The sequence below is a fragment of the Klebsiella sp. GW_Kp181 genome, assembly GCF_040062315.1.
GTDB lineage: Bacteria > Pseudomonadota > Gammaproteobacteria > Enterobacterales > Enterobacteriaceae > Klebsiella > Klebsiella oxytoca.
Genome location: NZ_JBEAFR010000011.1, coordinates 10,142 through 26,113 on the forward strand (window position 1 = coordinate 10,142; position 15,972 = coordinate 26,113).

The following is a 15,972-nucleotide window of genomic DNA, read 5'->3' on the forward strand; positions in this document are numbered from 1 at the left end:
GATTACTCCTCATTAATCTTATGCAGCAACTTATCAGCGTAATCCCCACGCAGGAAGTCAGTATTTAAGCCCGCCTGCCGCAGCTTTAGCTCGAGCAGCGCAAGACGACGGCTCAGCTCAGCATAGCGGGGATCGCACTCCTGAACGCCTTTAAGTAAGTCATTTAGCATCACGGCTTCTTTACGATTTTCAAGTTCGGGAGGTAAACAACCCGCATTCTTGAGTAGTCGATAACCTGCGCGTAGCTCGGACGGCACATGTGAATCATCATCCAGAATCAGTGGTTCGCCACTTCCCGGAAGATTATCCAATTCACCTTTGCGCTGTGCATCAAGAATATGGCGTTCTGCCCACTGATCCAGTAACCACATAATACGGCTCCGGCGATGAACAAAAGAATGCAGATATTGTAAACAAGCAGGAATAGGGAGGATATAAAAAAACCCGCCGGAGCGGGTTTTTTTACGTTACTACAGATTACTCTGCAGCAGCTTCTGCTTTCGATTCAGAGCGATCAACCAGCTCGATGTATGCCATCGGCGCGTTGTCGCCTGCACGGAAGCCACACTTCATAATACGAGTGTAACCACCGGCGCGGCTCGCGAAACGCGGGCCCAGCTCGTTAAACAGTTTTGCCACGATCTCGTTATCACGAGTGCGGGCGAATGCCAGACGACGATTAGCAACGCTATCAGTCTTGGCAAGAGTAATCAGCGGCTCAACTACGCGACGCAGTTCTTTCGCTTTCGGCAGGGTCGTCTTGATGATTTCATGACGAACCAGCGAACCAGCCATGTTACGGAACATAGCCTGGCGATGGCTGCTGTTGCGGTTCAGTTGACGACCACTCTTACGATGGCGCATGACCTTATCCTTCTCAGTAAAACCTTAACCTGTGATCCGGTTACTCGTCAGCAATGCTTGCCGGTGGCCAGTTTTCCAGGCGCATGCCCAGAGACAAACCACGTGAAGCCAGCACGTCTTTAATCTCGGTAAGAGATTTTTTACCCAGGTTCGGCGTTTTCAGCAACTCAACCTCGGTACGCTGTACCAGATCACCGATATAGTGGATAGCTTCTGCCTTGAGGCAGTTAGCAGAGCGGACAGTCAATTCGAGATCGTCAACAGGGCGCAGCAGGATCGGATCGAATTCTGGTTTCTCTTCTTTCACTTCCGGCTGACGTACATCACGTAAGTCAACGAAAGCTTCCAGTTGTTCTGCCAGGATGGTTGCCGCACGACGAATCGCCTCTTCAGGATCGATTGTGCCGTTGGTTTCCATTTCGATGACCAGCTTGTCCAGGTCGGTACGCTGTTCTACACGCGCTGCTTCAACATTGTAGGCAATACGCTCTACCGGGCTGTAGCATGCGTCGACCAGCAGACGGCCGATTGGGCGCTCATCTTCTTCCGAATGAATTCGGGCAGAAGCCGGCACATAACCGCGACCGCGCTGAACTTTGATACGCATGCTAATAGCTGCGTTCTCATCGGTCAGGTGGCAGATCACATGTTGCGGCTTGACGATTTCGACATCACCGTCATGGGTAATGTCGGCTGCGGTCACAGGGCCAATGCCAGATTTGTTCAAAGTAAGGATGACTTCATCTTTACCCTGAACTCTCACCGCCAGCCCTTTCAGGTTGAGCAGGATTTCAAGGATATCTTCCTGAACGCCTTCTTTGGTGCTGTACTCATGAAGTACACCATCAATCTCAACCTCGGTCACCGCGCAACCCGGCATCGATGAGAGCAGAATACGGCGCAGTGCGTTACCTAGAGTATGGCCAAAGCCACGCTCTAAAGGTTCAAGGGTCACCTTGGCGTGCGTCGAACTCACTTGCTCGATATCGACCAGGCGCGGTTTTAGAAACTCTGTCACAGAACCCTGCATTGTGTCCTCTCTTTGGTACTAAGCTTTACTTGGAGTAAAGCTCGACGATCAGGTGTTCGTTAATGTCCGCAGACAGATCAGAACGTTCCGGCAGACGCTTGAACGTACCTTCCATCTTGCCAGCATCAACTTCCAGCCAGGTTGGCTTTTCACGCTGCTCAGCCAGCTCCAGAGCGGCTTTCACGCGAGATTGCTTTTTCGCTTTCTCACGAATGCTGACAACGTCATTCGCTTTAACCTGATAAGAAGCGATGTTAACAACACGACCGTTTACCATGATAGCTTTGTGGCTAACCAGCTGACGTGATTCAGCACGAGTCGCGCCGAAGCCCATACGGTATACAACGTTGTCCAGACGACCTTCCAGCAGAGTCAACAGGTTTTCACCGGTGTTGCCTTTCAGACGCGCTGCTTCTTTATAATAGTTACGGAACTGACGCTCCAGCACACCGTACATACGGCGAACTTTTTGCTTTTCACGCAACTGCACACCATAGTCAGACAGACGCGGTTTACGCGCACCGTGCTGGCCAGGAGCTTGTTCAATTTTACACTTGGTATCGATCGCGCGAACGCCAGACTTAAGGAACAGGTCTGTGCCCTCACGACGGCTCAGCTTGAGCTTAGGACCCAAATATCTTGCCATTTTCTTTCTCCAACAATCCTAGAAACGAACGCGTTATACGCGACGTTTTTTCGGCGGACGACAACCGTTATGAGGGATCGGAGTCACATCAGTAATATTAGTGATGCGGAAACCAGCGGCGTTCAGTGCACGAATAGTAGATTCGCGACCTGGACCCGGACCTTTGACCATAACTTCCAGATTCTTGATGCCGTATTCTTTTACGGCTTCAGCGCAACGCTCTGCTGCAACCTGAGCTGCGAACGGAGTGGATTTGCGAGAACCACGGAAACCGGAACCACCGGCTGTTGCCCAACCCAGCGCGTTACCTTGACGATCGGTAATGGTAACGATGGTGTTGTTAAAAGAAGCATGGACATGAGCCACGCCATCAGAGACTTGTTTTCTTACACGCTTACGTGCACGAACTGGTGCCTTTGCCATTATTCAATCACCCCGATTATTTCTTGATCGGTTTACGCGGACCCTTACGGGTACGTGCGTTGGTCTTAGTACGCTGACCGCGAACCGGAAGACCACGACGATGGCGTAAACCACGATAGCAACCAAGGTCCATCAGACGCTTGATGCTCAGGGTGATTTCACGGCGCAGATCACCTTCAACGACAAATTTACCTACCGCTTCACGCAGGGATTCAATTTGTTCTTCAGACAGCTCACTGATCTTAACATTTTCAGCGATACCCGTGTCAGCACAGATGGCTTTAGAGCGGGTCTTGCCGATACCGAAAATGGCAGTTAATGCGATTACGGTATGTTTGTGATCAGGAATGTTAATGCCTGCTATACGGGCCACTATGCACTCCTACTATTTAATATGTACGCACCATGCTGAAAAGCCCGTTTTCAGGATACTCAAATGGAAACGTACAGACATACAAAAGATTGGCTGGCTAATCTAGCCAGCTCAACCCAACTTTGCAAGAAAAATATGCGAATAAATCAGCCTTGGCGCTGTTTATGCTTCGGCTCGGCACTGCAAATCACACGGATGACGCCATCACGCTTAACGATTTTGCAGTTACGGCATAATTTCTTGACGGAAGCACGAACTTTCATTTTTACTCTCCGTAACTTCTCGAGCGACCTGTTAGCGGCCGTAGCCTTTCAGATTCGCCTTCTTCAATGCAGACTCATACTGACTTGACATCATCAGAGTTTGCACTTGAGCCATAAAGTCCATAATCACGACAACAACGATAAGCAGTGAGGTCCCACCGAAGTAGAACGGTACTTTCATTGCATCACGCATGAACTCCGGGATCAGGCAGATAAAAGTGATGTATAACGCACCGACCAAAGTCAGGCGAGTCATTACTTTATCGATATACTTCGCCGTTTGCTCTCCCGGACGAATTCCTGGTACAAATGCACCGGACTTCTTCAGGTTATCTGCTGTTTCACGCGGGTTGAAAACCAACGCCGTGTAGAAGAAACAGAAGAAGATGATTGCAGACGCATAGAGTAACACATAAAGCGGTTGCCCAGGCTGCAAATACAGCGAAATTGTTGTCAGCCAGTTCCAACCAGTACCGCCCCCGAACCAAGATGTAATGGTTGCCGGGAACAGAATAATACTGGAAGCGAAGATTGCCGGGATGACCCCTGCCATATTCACTTTCAGCGGTAAATGTGTGCTCTGTGCAGCATAGACACGACGACCCTGTTGACGTTTCGCGTAGTTTACCACAATGCGGCGTTGGCCACGCTCAACAAACACAACAAAGAAGGTCACTGCAAATACTAATACTGCAACCAACAGCAACAGGAGGAAGTGCAGGTCGCCTTGACGCGCTTGCTCGATAGTATGGGCTATGGCCGGCGGGAGTCCCGCAACGATACCAGCGAAGATAATGATCGAAATACCGTTACCGATACCACGCTCAGTGATCTGTTCGCCGAGCCACATCAGGAACATCGTTCCTGAGACCAGACTAACAACAGCGGTGAAATAGAATGCAAAGCCTGGATTTATTACCAGGCCCTGCATACCAGGCATATTCGGTAGACCGGTAGCAATACCGATCGACTGGAATATCGCCAGCACCAGAGTACCGTAGCGGGTGTACTGGCTGATCTTACGACGACCAGACTCCCCTTCTTTCTTCAGCTCCGCTAACGGCTGATAAACAACCGTTAACAGCTGGACAATGATCGATGCCGAAATATACGGCATGATACCCAGAGCAAAGATTGAAGCACGGCTGAGAGCACCACCAGAGAACATGTTGAACATTTCAATGATGGTGCCTCGCTGTTGCTCAAGCAGTTTGGCAAGTACAGCGGCATCAATACCAGGGATCGGAATAAAAGAGCCAATACGGAACACAATCAACGCACCGATTACAAACAACAGTCTGCGCTTCAGTTCGCCAATCCCACCTTTGGCACTTTGAAAATCTAATCCCGGTTGCTTAGCCATCTGCTACTTATTCCTCAATTTTACCGCCAGCAGCTTCGATAGCAGCACGAGCACCTTTAGTCACGCGCAGGCCACGAACAGTTACCGGACGAGATACTTCACCAGACAGGATCACTTTCGCGAACTCGATCTGGATACCGATAATGTTAGCCGCTTTCAGCGTGTTCAGGTCGATAACATCGCCTTCTACGTGAGCCAGATCAGACAGACGAACTTCTGCAGTGATCATCGCTTTACGAGAAGTGAAGCCGAATTTCGGCAGGCGACGGTACAGAGGCATCTGACCACCTTCGAAACCGCGACGTACGCCACCGCCAGAACGAGAGTTCTGACCTTTGTGACCACGACCACCGGTTTTACCGAGGCCAGAACCGATACCACGACCCAGGCGTTTACCCGCCTTTTTAGAGCCTTCGGCCGGAGACAGAGTATTTAAACGCATCTCTTACTCCTCAACTTTAACCATGAAGGAAACCGCGTTGACCATACCACGAACAGCAGGAGTATCCTCGCGCTCTACGGTGTGACCAATACGACGCAGACCCAGGCCAAGCAGCGTTGCCTTGTGTTTCGGCAGACGACCGATTGCACTGCGGGTTTGAGTAATTTTAATAGTCTTTGCCATGGTTTATTTCCCCAGAATTTCTTCAACGGATTTACCACGCTTGGCAGCGACCATTTCTGGAGAATTCATATTTTCCAGGCCATCAATAGTTGCACGAACCACGTTGATCGGGTTGGTGGAACCATATGCTTTGGCCAGAACGTTATGAACTCCAGCAACTTCCAGAACGGCGCGCATTGCACCACCGGCGATGATACCGGTACCTTCGGAAGCTGGCTGCATGAATACACGAGAACCCGTGTGAACACCTTTAACCGGGTGCTGCAGGGTGCCGTGGTTCAGCGCGACGTTAATCATATTGCGACGGGCTTTTTCCATCGCTTTCTGGATCGCTGCTGGAACTTCACGCGCTTTACCGTAACCAAAACCAACGCGACCGTTACCGTCACCAACTACAGTCAGAGCTGTGAAGGAGAAAATACGACCACCTTTAACGGTTTTAGATACGCGGTTAACCGCGATCAGCTTTTCCTGCAGTTCGCCAGCTTGTTTTTCGATGTGAGCCATCTTACACCTCTACCTTAGAACTGAAGGCCAGCTTCACGGGCAGCATCTGCCAGTGCCTGGACACGACCATGATATTGGAACCCGGAACGGTCAAAGGATACATCTTTGATGCCTTTTTCCAGAGCGCGTTCAGCGACAGCTTTACCCACAGCTGCAGCCGCGTCTTTGTTACCGGTGTACTTCAGTTGTTCAGCGATAGCTTTTTCTACAGTAGAAGCAGCTACCAGAACTTCAGAACCGTTCGGTGCAATTACCTGTGCGTAAATATGACGCGGGGTACGATGTACCACCAGGCGAGTTGCACCCAGCTCCTGGAGCTTGCGGCGTGCGCGGGTCGCACGACGGATACGAGCAGATTTCTTATCCATAGTGTTACCTTACTTCTTCTTAGCCTCTTTGGTACGCACGACTTCGTCGGCGTAACGAACACCCTTACCTTTATAAGGCTCAGGACGACGGTAGGCGCGCAGATCTGCTGCAACCTGACCGATCACCTGCTTATCAGCGCCTTTCAGCACGATTTCAGTTTGAGTCGGACATTCTGCAGTGATACCGGCCGGCAGTTTATGCTCAACAGGATGAGAGAAACCTAAAGCCAGGTTTACTACATCCCCTTTGACCGCTGCACGATAACCTACACCAACCAGCTGAAGCTTTTTAGTGAAGCCTTCGGTAACACCAACAACCATTGAGTTCAGCAGGGCACGCGCGGTACCAGCCTGAGCCCATCCATCCACGAAACCATCACGCGGACCGAAGGTCAGAGCATTATCTGCATGTTTAACTTCAACAGCATTGTTGAGGGTACGAGTCAGCTCGCCGTTTTTACCTTTGATCGTAATAACCTGACCGTTGATTTTTACATCAACGCCGGCAGGAACAACGACCGGTGCTTTAGCAACACGAGACATTTTTTCCTCCGATTAGGCTACGTAGCAGATAATTTCGCCACCAAGACCAGCCTGGCGCGCTGCACGATCAGTCATAACACCTTTAGAGGTAGAAATAACCGCGATACCCAGACCCGCCATAACTTTCGGCAGCTCATCTTTACGTTTGTAGATGCGCAGACCTGGGCGGCTGACACGCTGAATGCTTTCTACAACAGCTTTACCCTGGAAATACTTAAGAGTCAGTTCCAGTTCCGGCTTGATGTCGCCTTCAACTTTAAAATCTTCAATAAAGCCTTCTTCCTTCAGCACGTTGGCAATTGCCACTTTCAGCTTGGAGGAAGGCATGGTGACCGCAGCTTTATTCGCGGCCTGACCGTTACGGATACGGGTCAGCATATCCGCGATCGGATCTTGCATGCTCATCTGTCTTTACTCCCGTGATTCAATTGGTGACAATTACCAGCTAGCCTTTTTCAGACCCGGGATTTCACCGCGCATTGCGGCTTCACGGACCTTGATACGGCTCAACCCGAACTTCCGCAGGAAACCATGCGGACGACCTGTTTGACGGCAGCGATTACGCTGACGAGACGGGCTGGAATCACGCGGCAGAGTCTGCAGCTTGAGAACAGCATTCCAACGATCTTCGTCGGTTGCGTTCACATCAGAGATGATAGCTTTCAGTTCAGCGCGTTTAGCGAAGAATTTATCAGCTAAAGCCACGCGCTTTACTTCGCGTGCTTTCATTGATTGCTTAGCCATTAAGTAACCCTACCTTACTTGCGGAACGGGAAGTCAAAGGCAGCCAGCAGAGCGCGGCCTTCTTCATCAGATTTCGCAGTAGTGGTAATGGTAATATCCAAACCACGAACGCGGTCGACTTTATCGTAGTCGATTTCTGGGAAGATGATCTGCTCACGGACACCCATGCTGTAGTTGCCACGACCGTCGAAAGACTTAGCGGACAAGCCACGGAAGTCACGGATACGCGGTACAGCAATAGTGATCAGGCGCTCAAAGAACTCCCACATGCGTTCGCCACGCAGAGTTACTTTACAGCCGATCGGATAGCCCTGACGGATTTTGAAGCCTGCAACTGATTTGCGTGCTTTGGTGATCAGCGGTTTTTGACCGGAGATTGCTGTCAGATCCGCTGCTGCGTTATCCAGCAGTTTCTTGTCAGCGATCGCTTCACCAACACCCATGTTCAGGGTGATCTTCTCGACCCGAGGGACTTGCATGACAGAATTGTAGTTAAACTCAGTCATGAGTTTCTTAACTACTTCGTCTTTGTAGTAATCATGCAGTTTCGCCATCGTACTACTCCAAATTACTTGATAGTTTCGCTGTTAGACTTGAAGAAACGGACTTTTTTGCCGTCTTCGAATCTAAAGCCTACACGGTCAGCCTTGCCGGTTGCCGCATTGAAGATTGCAACGTTAGAAACCTGAATAGCAGCTTCTTTTTCAACGATGCCGCCTGGTTGGTTCAGAGCCGGAACCGGCTTCTGGTGTTTCTTAACCAGGTTGATACCTTCAACAATGAGCTTGCCGGAAGACAAGACATTCTTAACTTTACCGCGTTTACCTTTATCTTTACCGGTTAACACGATAACTTCGTCATCACGACGGATTTTCGCTGCCATGATTCGCTCCTTAGAGTACTTCTGGGGCCAGAGAGATAATTTTCATGAACTTCTCGTTACGAAGTTCACGAGTTACCGGCCCAAAAATACGCGTACCGATGGGCTGCTCGCTGTTATTGTTTAAAATAACGCATGCATTACCATCGAAGCGAATGACAGAACCGTCCGGGCGACGAACACCCTTCTTGGTGCGCACCACTACCGCCTTCAGCACATCACCTTTTTTGACCTTACCACGCGGAATTGCTTCTTTGATGGTGATCTTGATGATGTCGCCTACGCCTGCGTAGCGACGGTGCGAGCCACCCAGAACCTTGATACACATTACGCGACGTGCACCGGAGTTGTCGGCGACGTTCAGCATAGTCTGTTCTTGGATCATTTTAGTGCTCCGCTAATGTCAACTACTACTGAGACCCAAAAATAGGGTCGTTAAAAAAGCCCCATATCGAGGGCGCGGCATTATAACACCGCAAATCAGATATGGGTAGAAAAAATAAACGGCTCATCGCTGAGCCGTTTATCCGTATCGAGAATGCGTACTGTATTACAGAACCGCTTTCTCTACAACGCGAACCAGCGTCCAGGACTTAGTCTTGGACAGCGGACGGCATTCGCGGATTTCAACCACGTCACCGATACCGCATTCGTTGTTCTCGTCATGTACGTGCAGTTTGGTCGTACGCTTGATGAATTTGCCGTATACCGGGTGTTTCACCATACGTTCGATAGCAACAACAATGGATTTCTCCATTTTGTCGCTAACCACGCGACCTTGCAGAGTACGGATTTTATCGGTCATTGCGCACCCGCCTTCTGAGTCAGTAAAGTCTTAACGCGTGCAACATCACGACGCACTTGCTTCAGCAGATGAGTCTGTTGCAGCTGGCCACTTGCAGCCTGCATACGCAGGTTGAACTGCTCACGCAGCAGGTTCAGCAGCTCAGCGTTCAGCTCTTCAACGCTTTTTTCACGCAGCTCTTTTGCTTTCATTACATCACCGTCTTAGTTACAAAGGTGGTTTTGATCGGCAGTTTCGCTGCTGCCAGGCCGAATGCTTCACGGGCCAGCTCTTCCGGTACGCCGTCCATTTCATAAAGGACTTTACCCGGCTGAATCAAGGCAACCCAGTACTCCACGTTACCTTTACCTTTACCCATACGAACTTCCAGCGGCTTCTCGGTGATCGGTTTGTCCGGGAATACACGGATCCAGATCTTACCTTGACGCTTAACTGCACGGGTCATAGCACGACGTGCTGCTTCGATCTGACGTGCAGTCAGACGACCACGGCCAACAGCTTTCAGACCGAAAGTGCCGAAGCTAACATCCGTACCCTGCGCCAGACCACGGTTGCGGCCTTTGTGCACTTTACGGAATTTTGTACGCTTTGGTTGTAACATCAGCGACGCTCCTTATTTACGGCCTTTACGCTGCTGCTTTTTAGGTTGAGCAGCCGGTTCCGGTTGTTCAACAGCAGCCATACCACCCAGGATCTCACCTTTGAAGATCCATACCTTAACGCCGATTACACCGTAAGTGGTGTGCGCTTCAGAGGTGTTGTAGTCGATGTCAGCACGCAGAGTGTGCAGCGGTACGCGACCTTCACGGTACCATTCGGTACGTGCGATTTCCGCGCCGCCCAGACGGCCGCTAACTTCAACTTTGATACCTTTAGCGCCCAGACGCATTGCGTTCTGTACAGCACGCTTCATAGCACGACGGAACATAACGCGACGTTCCAGCTGAGAAGTGATGCTGTCAGCAACCAATTTAGCGTCCAGTTCAGGCTTACGAACTTCGGCAATATTGATCTGTGCAGGCACGCCAGCGAGATCCGCGACGACCTTGCGCAGTTTTTCTACGTCTTCGCCTTTCTTACCGATAACGATACCCGGGCGAGCGGTGTGAATAGTCACACGAATGCTCTTAGCCGGACGCTCGATAACGATGCGAGATACAGACGCTTTCGCCAGTTCCTTAGTCAGGTACTGACGTACTTTAAAATCGCTGTCCAGGTTGTCAGCGAATTCTTTGGTGTTCGCAAACCAGGTAGAGTTCCATGGTTTTACAATACCCAAGCGAATACCATTAGGATGTACTTTCTGACCCATTGCTAGTCTCCAGAGTCTCAGCGATCGGACACAACCACAGTAATGTGGCTGGTGCGCTTCAGGATGCGATCTGCACGACCTTTAGCACGCGGCATAATGCGCTTCATGCTCGGGCCTTCGTCTACGAAAATTTTCGCAACTTTCAGATCATCAATGTCAGCGCCATCGTTGTGTTCAGCGTTAGCAATGGCAGATTCCAGTACCTTCTTGACCAGTACAGCAGCTTTCTTGTTGGTGTAGGTCAGAATATCCAGGGCCTGCGACACTTTCTTACCGCGAATCAGGTCAGCAACAAGGCGTACCTTCTGAGCAGAAGAACGAGCATGGCGATGTTGAGCTAAAGTTTCCATCTCTTCCTCCTACCTTATTTCTTCTTCGCTTTTTTATCAGCAGCGTGGCCGCGATAAGTACGAGTCGGTGCGAATTCACCCAGTTTGTGACCAACCATTTCGTCGGAAACAAAAACTGGAACGTGCTGACGACCATTATGGACAGCGATGGTCAAACCGATCATGTTAGGAAAGATCGTTGAACGACGGGACCAAGTGCGCAGGGGCTTCTTGTCTCCGCTTTCCACCGCTTTCTCTACCTTCTTCAGCAAGTGCAGGTCAATAAAAGGACCTTTCTTGAGAGAACGTGGCATGGCTTATCCTCTAAAATTATTTGCTACGGCGACGTACGATGAATTTATCAGTACGCTTGTTGCTGCGGGTCTTCTTACCTTTGGTCTGAACGCCCCACGGAGTTACCGGGTGCTTACCAAAGTTACGACCTTCACCACCACCATGTGGGTGGTCGACTGGGTTCATCGCAGTACCGCGAACGGTAGGACGAACGCCACGCCAGCGTGCAGCACCTGCTTTACCCAGAACGCGCAGCATATGCTCAGCATTGCCAACTTCGCCCAGAGTAGCGCGGCAGTCTGCTTCGACTTTACGCATTTCACCAGAACGCAGACGCAGGGTGACATAAGCACCATCGCGAGCAACGATCTGAACGTAAGTACCAGCGGAACGAGCCAGCTGACCGCCTTTACCTGGTTTCATTTCTACGTTATGAACGGTAGAACCAACCGGGATATTGCGCATCGGCAGGGTGTTGCCTGCTTTGATTGCAGCATCAACACCAGACTGAATCTGGTCGCCAGCTTTCAGGCCTTTAGGGGCCAGAATGTAACGGCGCTCACCGTCTTTGTACAGAACCAGCGCGATGTTCGCGGAGCGGTTCGGATCGTACTCAAGACGTTCAACAACTGCCGGGATACCATCTTTGTTGCGTTTGAAGTCAACAATACGGTAGGCCTGTTTGTGACCACCACCGATATGACGAGTGGTGATACGGCCATTGTTGTTACGACCACCGGATTTGCTGTTTTTTTCAACCAGCGGAGCAAAAGGTTTGCCCTTGTGCAGCTCTGGGTTGACCACTTTAACAACGTGGCGACGACCCGGAGATGTCGGTTTACATTTAACAACTGCCATTGTATTACTCCTCCGACTTACTCAGCGCCGCCGACGAAGTCCAGATTCTGGCCTTCCTTCAGGGTGACGTAAGCTTTTTTCCAGTCGCTACGACGACCGATACGCTGTCCGTGACGTTTAACTTTCCCTTTAACAACCAGGGTGTTAACGACTTCGACTTCGACTTCAAACAGTTTCTGCACAGCAGCTTTGATCTCTGCTTTGGTCGCGTCTTTAGCAACTTTGAGAACGATGGTGTTAGTTTTTTCCATCGCAGTAGACGCTTTTTCAGAAACGTGCGGTGCGCGCAGCACCTTCAGCAGACGTTCTTCACGAATCATGCCAGCATCTCCTCAACTTGCTTAACAGCATCAGCAGTCATTACGACTTTGTCGAAGGCGATCAGGCTAACCGGGTCGATACCAGTTGCATCACGTACGTCAACCTTGTGCAGGTTGCGCGCAGCAAGGAACAGGTTCTCGTCCAGCTCACCGGTGATGATCAGCACATCTTCCAGAGCCATGTCTTTCAGTTTCTGTGCCAGCAGCTTAGTTTTAGGCGCTTCTACAGAGAAAGATTCGACAACGATCAGACGATCCTGACGTACCAGTTCGGACAGAATGCTTTTCAGCGCGCCGCGGTACATCTTTTTGTTAACTTTTTGACTGTGGTCCTGCGGACGAGCAGCAAAGGTCACGCCACCTGAACGCCAGATCGGGCTCTTGATAGAACCTGAACGCGCACGGCCGGTACCTTTCTGGCGCCACGGCTTTTTGCCTGAACCAGTTACTTCAGCACGAGTCTTCTGAGCACGAGTACCCTGACGAGCACCAGCTGCATAAGCAACTACAACCTGGTGAACCAGCGCTTCGTTGAAATCACGACCGAAGGTAGTTTCGGAAACAGTCAGCGCGCTCTGCGCGTCTTTCAATACTAATTCCATTGCTATCCCCTTACGCCTTCACAGCTGGTTTAACGATCAGGTCGCTACCGGTTGCACCCGGGACTGCACCTTTAACCAGCAGCAGGTTGCGCTCAGCGTCAACACGTACTACGTCCAGGCTCTGAACGGTTACACGTTCGTTACCCAGCTGACCTGCCATTTTCTTGCCTTTGAACACTTTGCCCGGAGTCTGGTTCTGACCGATAGAACCCGGAACGCGGTGAGACAAGGAGTTACCGTGAGTTGCGTCCTGGGTACGGAAGTTCCAGCGCTTAACGGTACCAGCAAAACCTTTACCTTTAGAGGTACCGGTTACGTCAACTTTTTTAACGTCAGCAAACAGCTCAACGCTAATGTCCTGACCTACGGTGAACTCTTCGCCGTCAGCCAGACGGAATTCCCACAGACCACGGCCAGCTTCAACGCCAGCTTTAGCGAAGTGACCCGCTTCCGGTTTGGTTACACGGTTAGCTTTTTTAGCACCAGTGGTAACCTGAACGGCACGGTAGCCATCGTTAGCCAGATCTTTAACCTGAGTAACGCGGTTTGCTTCAACTTCGATTACGGTTACTGGGATAGATACGCCATCTTCAGTGAAGATGCGGGTCATGCCCACTTTTTTACCGACTAAACCAATCATTGTTTCAACCTCTCAATCGCTCGATGACCTGATTAACCCAGGCTGATCTGCACGTCTACACCGGCAGCCAGATCCAGACGCATCAGAGCATCAACGGTTTTTTCAGTTGGCTCAACGATGTCAACCAGACGCTTATGAGTGCGGATTTCGTACTGATCGCGCGCGTCTTTGTTAACGTGCGGAGAGATCAGAACGGTAAAGCGCTCTTTGCGGGTCGGCAGCGGGATCGGACCACGGACTTGCGCACCAGTGCGCTTAGCAGTCTCGACGATTTCCGCGGTTGATTGATCGATCAGACGATGATCAAACGCTTTAAGGCGGATACGGATTCTTTGGTTCTGCATGAGACCAGAGCTCCAATTATTTTATAGACGAAATGGTTACTCCTCATACCCATTACGATTGATGGGAGAGTGTAACCGTTCTTACATAGTTCCCCAATTGGGAACATTGTTTGGTAGCTTGTTGCTGCTACCAGGGTTCATATCGAACCGGCCGTCAACTTTGACAGGCCCGCGCATTATACGCAAATTCAGCCACAACGCAAGTACTGCGTAGAAAATCATCACTTCTTTCTGCGAGTCTGCTTCCGCTCACGCCGTAACGCAACCTGTAGACATAAAAAATTTGGATAAGTCAGTCCATTCCCGGTCATTGGCCTTTGCCAGATGCTCTCCACCTCAGCACACTCGGTGCTAACAGCCACAACATGGAGAAAATCAATGGCAGTTGCGAACGTTGTCTTCTTTATTATCTACGGCGGCTTATTGCTCACTCTCAGCTGGCACGATCTGCGCTATGGCTTGCTACCCGATAAATTCACCTGCCCTCTGCTCTGGAGCGGGCTGCTTTACTATGTATGTATGTCGCCGGTCAATCTGCCGCATGCGGTATGGGGAGCGATAGCAGGCTATCTGGCCTTTGCGTTGATTTATTGGTTCTACAGGGGAGCACGTGGGTCTGAAGGTATCGGCTACGGTGATGTAAAGTTACTCGCCGCACTCGGAGCCTGGCATGGCTGGAGAGCTTTACCGCAGCTGGTTCTTATCGCAACGATTCTGGCATGCGCTGCCGTAGCAGTAGTGATTCTACGCACCAGAGAAAGAGAGGCATTACATAACCCGCTACCTTTTGGCCCTTTTCTGGCCGTAGCGGGTTTATCATCTGAAGGTGTGACCTTTCTTAGTCCGCCACTTTAATCTGCGACTGAAGATAATTCTGCAGACCAATTTTAGCTATGAGATCCAGTTCGGTTTCAAGCCAATCGATATGCCCTTCTTCGTCTGCAAGGATAGTGATTAACATATCCCGGCTGACGTAGTCATGGACGCTGTCGGCATAGGCAATGGCTTCTCGTAGATCCTTTGCCCCTTCCAGTTCCAGCCTCAGGTCAGATTGCAGCATCTCCTCGACGTCCTCCCCAATGCGGAGTTTACCGAGGTCCTGCAGGTTAGGGATCCCCTCAAGAAACAAAATACGCTCAATATACTTATCGGCATGCTTCATTTCATCGATGGATTCATGGTATTCGACATCATTGAGGCGCATCAGGCCCCAGTTTTTGAACATTCTCGCATGGAGAAAGTACTGATTAATTGCGACCAGCTCATTTCCCAATAATTTATTGAGATAACTTATGATTTTGACATCACCTTTCATTATATAGTCCCTCCGCTTCCACTTATTGAAGCGTAGTTCGGGCTATTAGGATGTCAAAGTTAAGCCGTGGTCTTCAGGCAATCTCTTGATATTCCGGCATGCGGGTTAATTCATCTTCCATAATTTCGCGGGCCGCACGCACACACTTACCGCATTGATTTCCCACGGGAATAAATTTGCGCAACTGCTGGAAAGACTGAGGATGAAACTGGCGCACAGCCTGACGAATTTTTTTATCGTTCACACCATTACACAGACAAACGTACATACATACTCCCGTTCAACTTACAGGCGAAGTGTAAATGAGAATAGTTATGATTACAATAGTCTGTTTATTAAATATACATGTCCTTTATTCTCTGTAATCTTTCACGGATATGCTCTCAAATTACAGACAGCAAAAAGGGCGCCTTAGCGCCCTTTTTCATTCTGGACTAATAATTAGCCGAGAACTTTAGCAACAACGCCCGCGCCAACGGTACGGCCGCCTTCACGGATTGCGAAACGCAGACCGTCGTCCATCG

33 protein-coding genes are annotated in these 15,972 nt (G+C 50.2%); 1 reads left to right on the top strand and 32 read right to left on the bottom strand.

Translation table 11 applies throughout. The annotated features are described in order from the left end of the window. Positions 1 to 2 precede the first annotated feature (2 nt). The 29 genes from ABLV11_RS06230 to rpsJ all read right to left on the bottom strand — a co-directional run bounded on the left by ABLV11_RS06230 (position 3) and on the right by rpsJ (position 14,133). A complete protein-coding gene (locus ABLV11_RS06230; RefSeq protein WP_070555152.1) occupies positions 3 to 371 on the bottom strand; it encodes a DUF1992 domain-containing protein in 369 nt (122 codons plus the stop codon). 106 nt (positions 372 to 477) lie between these two features. Beyond that, a complete protein-coding gene (gene rplQ / locus ABLV11_RS06235) occupies positions 478 to 864 on the bottom strand; it encodes a 50S ribosomal protein L17 (RefSeq protein WP_004106324.1) in 387 nt (128 codons plus the stop codon). 40 nt (positions 865 to 904) lie between these two features. After that, positions 905 to 1,894: a DNA-directed RNA polymerase subunit alpha gene (gene rpoA / locus ABLV11_RS06240; RefSeq protein ID WP_002919219.1), complete on the bottom strand. Its 990-nt coding sequence runs from the start codon at positions 1,892 to 1,894 to the stop codon at positions 905 to 907. A 25-nt stretch (positions 1,895 to 1,919) separates the two neighbouring features. Further along, positions 1,920 to 2,540 carry a 30S ribosomal protein S4 gene (gene rpsD, locus ABLV11_RS06245; RefSeq protein ID WP_004106330.1) on the bottom strand — a complete coding sequence of 207 codons (621 nt, stop codon included), beginning with the start codon at positions 2,538 to 2,540 and terminating at the stop codon, positions 1,920 to 1,922. 33 nt (positions 2,541 to 2,573) lie between these two features. After that, complete coding sequence (rpsK, locus tag ABLV11_RS06250; protein WP_004138423.1) at positions 2,574 to 2,963, bottom strand: 30S ribosomal protein S11; 390 nt, start codon at positions 2,961 to 2,963, stop codon at positions 2,574 to 2,576. Between the two features lie 16 nt (positions 2,964 to 2,979). Further along, positions 2,980 to 3,336, bottom strand: a complete 357-nt coding sequence (gene rpsM / locus ABLV11_RS06255; RefSeq protein ID WP_004106333.1) for a 30S ribosomal protein S13 — start codon at positions 3,334 to 3,336, stop codon at positions 2,980 to 2,982. A 146-nt stretch (positions 3,337 to 3,482) separates the two neighbouring features. Beyond that, a complete protein-coding gene (rpmJ, locus tag ABLV11_RS06260; protein WP_000868187.1) occupies positions 3,483 to 3,599 on the bottom strand; it encodes a 50S ribosomal protein L36 in 117 nt (38 codons plus the stop codon). Positions 3,600 to 3,630: 31 nt separating this feature from the next. Further along, entirely contained in the window at positions 3,631 to 4,962 is a 1,332-nt protein-coding gene (gene secY / locus ABLV11_RS06265) for a preprotein translocase subunit SecY (RefSeq protein WP_004106334.1), read from the bottom strand. A gap of 7 nt (positions 4,963 to 4,969) precedes the next feature. Next, a complete protein-coding gene (gene rplO / locus ABLV11_RS06270) occupies positions 4,970 to 5,404 on the bottom strand; it encodes a 50S ribosomal protein L15 (protein WP_004106336.1) in 435 nt (144 codons plus the stop codon). 3 nt (positions 5,405 to 5,407) lie between these two features. Then, positions 5,408 to 5,587 (bottom strand): 50S ribosomal protein L30, encoded by a 180-nt coding sequence (gene rpmD, locus ABLV11_RS06275; protein ID WP_001140434.1) that lies wholly within the window; start codon positions 5,585 to 5,587, stop codon positions 5,408 to 5,410. Positions 5,588 to 5,590: 3 nt separating this feature from the next. After that, positions 5,591 to 6,094, bottom strand: a complete 504-nt coding sequence (rpsE, locus tag ABLV11_RS06280) for a 30S ribosomal protein S5 (protein ID WP_004106339.1) — start codon at positions 6,092 to 6,094, stop codon at positions 5,591 to 5,593. 14 nt (positions 6,095 to 6,108) lie between these two features. After that, positions 6,109 to 6,462: a 50S ribosomal protein L18 gene (rplR, locus tag ABLV11_RS06285; RefSeq protein WP_000358960.1), complete on the bottom strand. Its 354-nt coding sequence runs from the start codon at positions 6,460 to 6,462 to the stop codon at positions 6,109 to 6,111. A 9-nt stretch (positions 6,463 to 6,471) separates the two neighbouring features. Next, the gene (gene rplF / locus ABLV11_RS06290; RefSeq protein WP_004106341.1) at positions 6,472 to 7,005 is read right to left on the bottom strand and encodes a 50S ribosomal protein L6; all 534 of its coding nucleotides are present in this window, start codon (positions 7,003 to 7,005) and stop codon (positions 6,472 to 6,474) included. A gap of 12 nt (positions 7,006 to 7,017) precedes the next feature. Then, complete coding sequence (rpsH, locus tag ABLV11_RS06295; protein WP_004106343.1) at positions 7,018 to 7,410, bottom strand: 30S ribosomal protein S8; 393 nt, start codon at positions 7,408 to 7,410, stop codon at positions 7,018 to 7,020. Positions 7,411 to 7,443: 33 nt separating this feature from the next. Further along, positions 7,444 to 7,749 carry a 30S ribosomal protein S14 gene (rpsN, locus tag ABLV11_RS06300; RefSeq protein ID WP_002919667.1) on the bottom strand — a complete coding sequence of 102 codons (306 nt, stop codon included), beginning with the start codon at positions 7,747 to 7,749 and terminating at the stop codon, positions 7,444 to 7,446. A gap of 14 nt (positions 7,750 to 7,763) precedes the next feature. Further along, positions 7,764 to 8,303, bottom strand: a complete 540-nt coding sequence (rplE, locus tag ABLV11_RS06305) for a 50S ribosomal protein L5 (protein WP_001096202.1) — start codon at positions 8,301 to 8,303, stop codon at positions 7,764 to 7,766. A 14-nt stretch (positions 8,304 to 8,317) separates the two neighbouring features. Continuing rightward, the gene (gene rplX / locus ABLV11_RS06310; RefSeq protein ID WP_004106345.1) at positions 8,318 to 8,632 is read right to left on the bottom strand and encodes a 50S ribosomal protein L24; all 315 of its coding nucleotides are present in this window, start codon (positions 8,630 to 8,632) and stop codon (positions 8,318 to 8,320) included. A 10-nt stretch (positions 8,633 to 8,642) separates the two neighbouring features. Next, on the bottom strand, positions 8,643 to 9,014 hold the full coding sequence (gene rplN, locus ABLV11_RS06315; protein ID WP_000613954.1) for a 50S ribosomal protein L14: 372 nt from the start codon (positions 9,012 to 9,014) through the stop codon (positions 8,643 to 8,645). A gap of 165 nt (positions 9,015 to 9,179) precedes the next feature. Continuing rightward, entirely contained in the window at positions 9,180 to 9,434 is a 255-nt protein-coding gene (gene rpsQ / locus ABLV11_RS06320; protein WP_004106347.1) for a 30S ribosomal protein S17, read from the bottom strand. Further along, positions 9,431 to 9,625: a 50S ribosomal protein L29 gene (gene rpmC / locus ABLV11_RS06325; protein ID WP_348855220.1), complete on the bottom strand. Its 195-nt coding sequence runs from the start codon at positions 9,623 to 9,625 to the stop codon at positions 9,431 to 9,433. The genes rpsQ and rpmC overlap by 4 nt, the downstream gene beginning before the upstream one ends. Next, positions 9,625 to 10,035, bottom strand: coding sequence for a 50S ribosomal protein L16 (gene rplP / locus ABLV11_RS06330; RefSeq protein ID WP_002919759.1), 411 nt, complete (start codon positions 10,033 to 10,035; stop codon positions 9,625 to 9,627). Before rplP ends, rpmC begins: the two co-directional genes overlap by 1 nt. A gap of 12 nt (positions 10,036 to 10,047) precedes the next feature. Further along, the gene (gene rpsC, locus ABLV11_RS06335) at positions 10,048 to 10,746 is read right to left on the bottom strand and encodes a 30S ribosomal protein S3 (protein WP_004106350.1); all 699 of its coding nucleotides are present in this window, start codon (positions 10,744 to 10,746) and stop codon (positions 10,048 to 10,050) included. Between the two features lie 17 nt (positions 10,747 to 10,763). After that, positions 10,764 to 11,096, bottom strand: a complete 333-nt coding sequence (gene rplV, locus ABLV11_RS06340) for a 50S ribosomal protein L22 (protein ID WP_002919773.1) — start codon at positions 11,094 to 11,096, stop codon at positions 10,764 to 10,766. A 14-nt stretch (positions 11,097 to 11,110) separates the two neighbouring features. Next, on the bottom strand, positions 11,111 to 11,389 hold the full coding sequence (gene rpsS / locus ABLV11_RS06345; RefSeq protein ID WP_001138115.1) for a 30S ribosomal protein S19: 279 nt from the start codon (positions 11,387 to 11,389) through the stop codon (positions 11,111 to 11,113). A gap of 16 nt (positions 11,390 to 11,405) precedes the next feature. Continuing rightward, positions 11,406 to 12,227: a 50S ribosomal protein L2 gene (gene rplB / locus ABLV11_RS06350; protein ID WP_000301869.1), complete on the bottom strand. Its 822-nt coding sequence runs from the start codon at positions 12,225 to 12,227 to the stop codon at positions 11,406 to 11,408. Positions 12,228 to 12,244: 17 nt separating this feature from the next. Further along, complete coding sequence (rplW, locus tag ABLV11_RS06355; protein ID WP_000617546.1) at positions 12,245 to 12,547, bottom strand: 50S ribosomal protein L23; 303 nt, start codon at positions 12,545 to 12,547, stop codon at positions 12,245 to 12,247. Further along, entirely contained in the window at positions 12,544 to 13,149 is a 606-nt protein-coding gene (rplD, locus tag ABLV11_RS06360; RefSeq protein WP_003031119.1) for a 50S ribosomal protein L4, read from the bottom strand. Before rplD ends, rplW begins: the two co-directional genes overlap by 4 nt. Positions 13,150 to 13,159: 10 nt before the next feature. Continuing rightward, positions 13,160 to 13,789, bottom strand: coding sequence for a 50S ribosomal protein L3 (gene rplC, locus ABLV11_RS06365; RefSeq protein ID WP_004106354.1), 630 nt, complete (start codon positions 13,787 to 13,789; stop codon positions 13,160 to 13,162). Between the two features lie 32 nt (positions 13,790 to 13,821). Beyond that, the gene (gene rpsJ / locus ABLV11_RS06370) at positions 13,822 to 14,133 is read right to left on the bottom strand and encodes a 30S ribosomal protein S10 (RefSeq protein ID WP_001181005.1); all 312 of its coding nucleotides are present in this window, start codon (positions 14,131 to 14,133) and stop codon (positions 13,822 to 13,824) included. A gap of 378 nt (positions 14,134 to 14,511) precedes the next feature. Here rpsJ and ABLV11_RS06375 point away from each other — a divergent pair, with 378 nt between their 5' ends. After that, positions 14,512 to 14,988, top strand: a complete 477-nt coding sequence (locus ABLV11_RS06375) for an A24 family peptidase (protein WP_126488135.1) — start codon at positions 14,512 to 14,514, stop codon at positions 14,986 to 14,988. Here ABLV11_RS06375 and bfr read toward each other — a convergent pair. From bfr to ABLV11_RS06390, 3 genes are all read right to left on the bottom strand, one after another. Next, a complete protein-coding gene (gene bfr / locus ABLV11_RS06380; protein ID WP_004106364.1) occupies positions 14,972 to 15,448 on the bottom strand; it encodes a bacterioferritin in 477 nt (158 codons plus the stop codon). The genes ABLV11_RS06375 and bfr overlap by 17 nt on opposite strands. Before the next feature lie 73 nt (positions 15,449 to 15,521). Then, entirely contained in the window at positions 15,522 to 15,716 is a 195-nt protein-coding gene (bfd, locus tag ABLV11_RS06385; RefSeq protein WP_004106366.1) for a bacterioferritin-associated ferredoxin, read from the bottom strand. Positions 15,717 to 15,889: 173 nt separating this feature from the next. Next, a partial coding sequence (locus ABLV11_RS06390; RefSeq protein WP_000340867.1) for a hypothetical protein occupies positions 15,890 to 15,972 on the bottom strand: 83 nt, incomplete at its 5' end.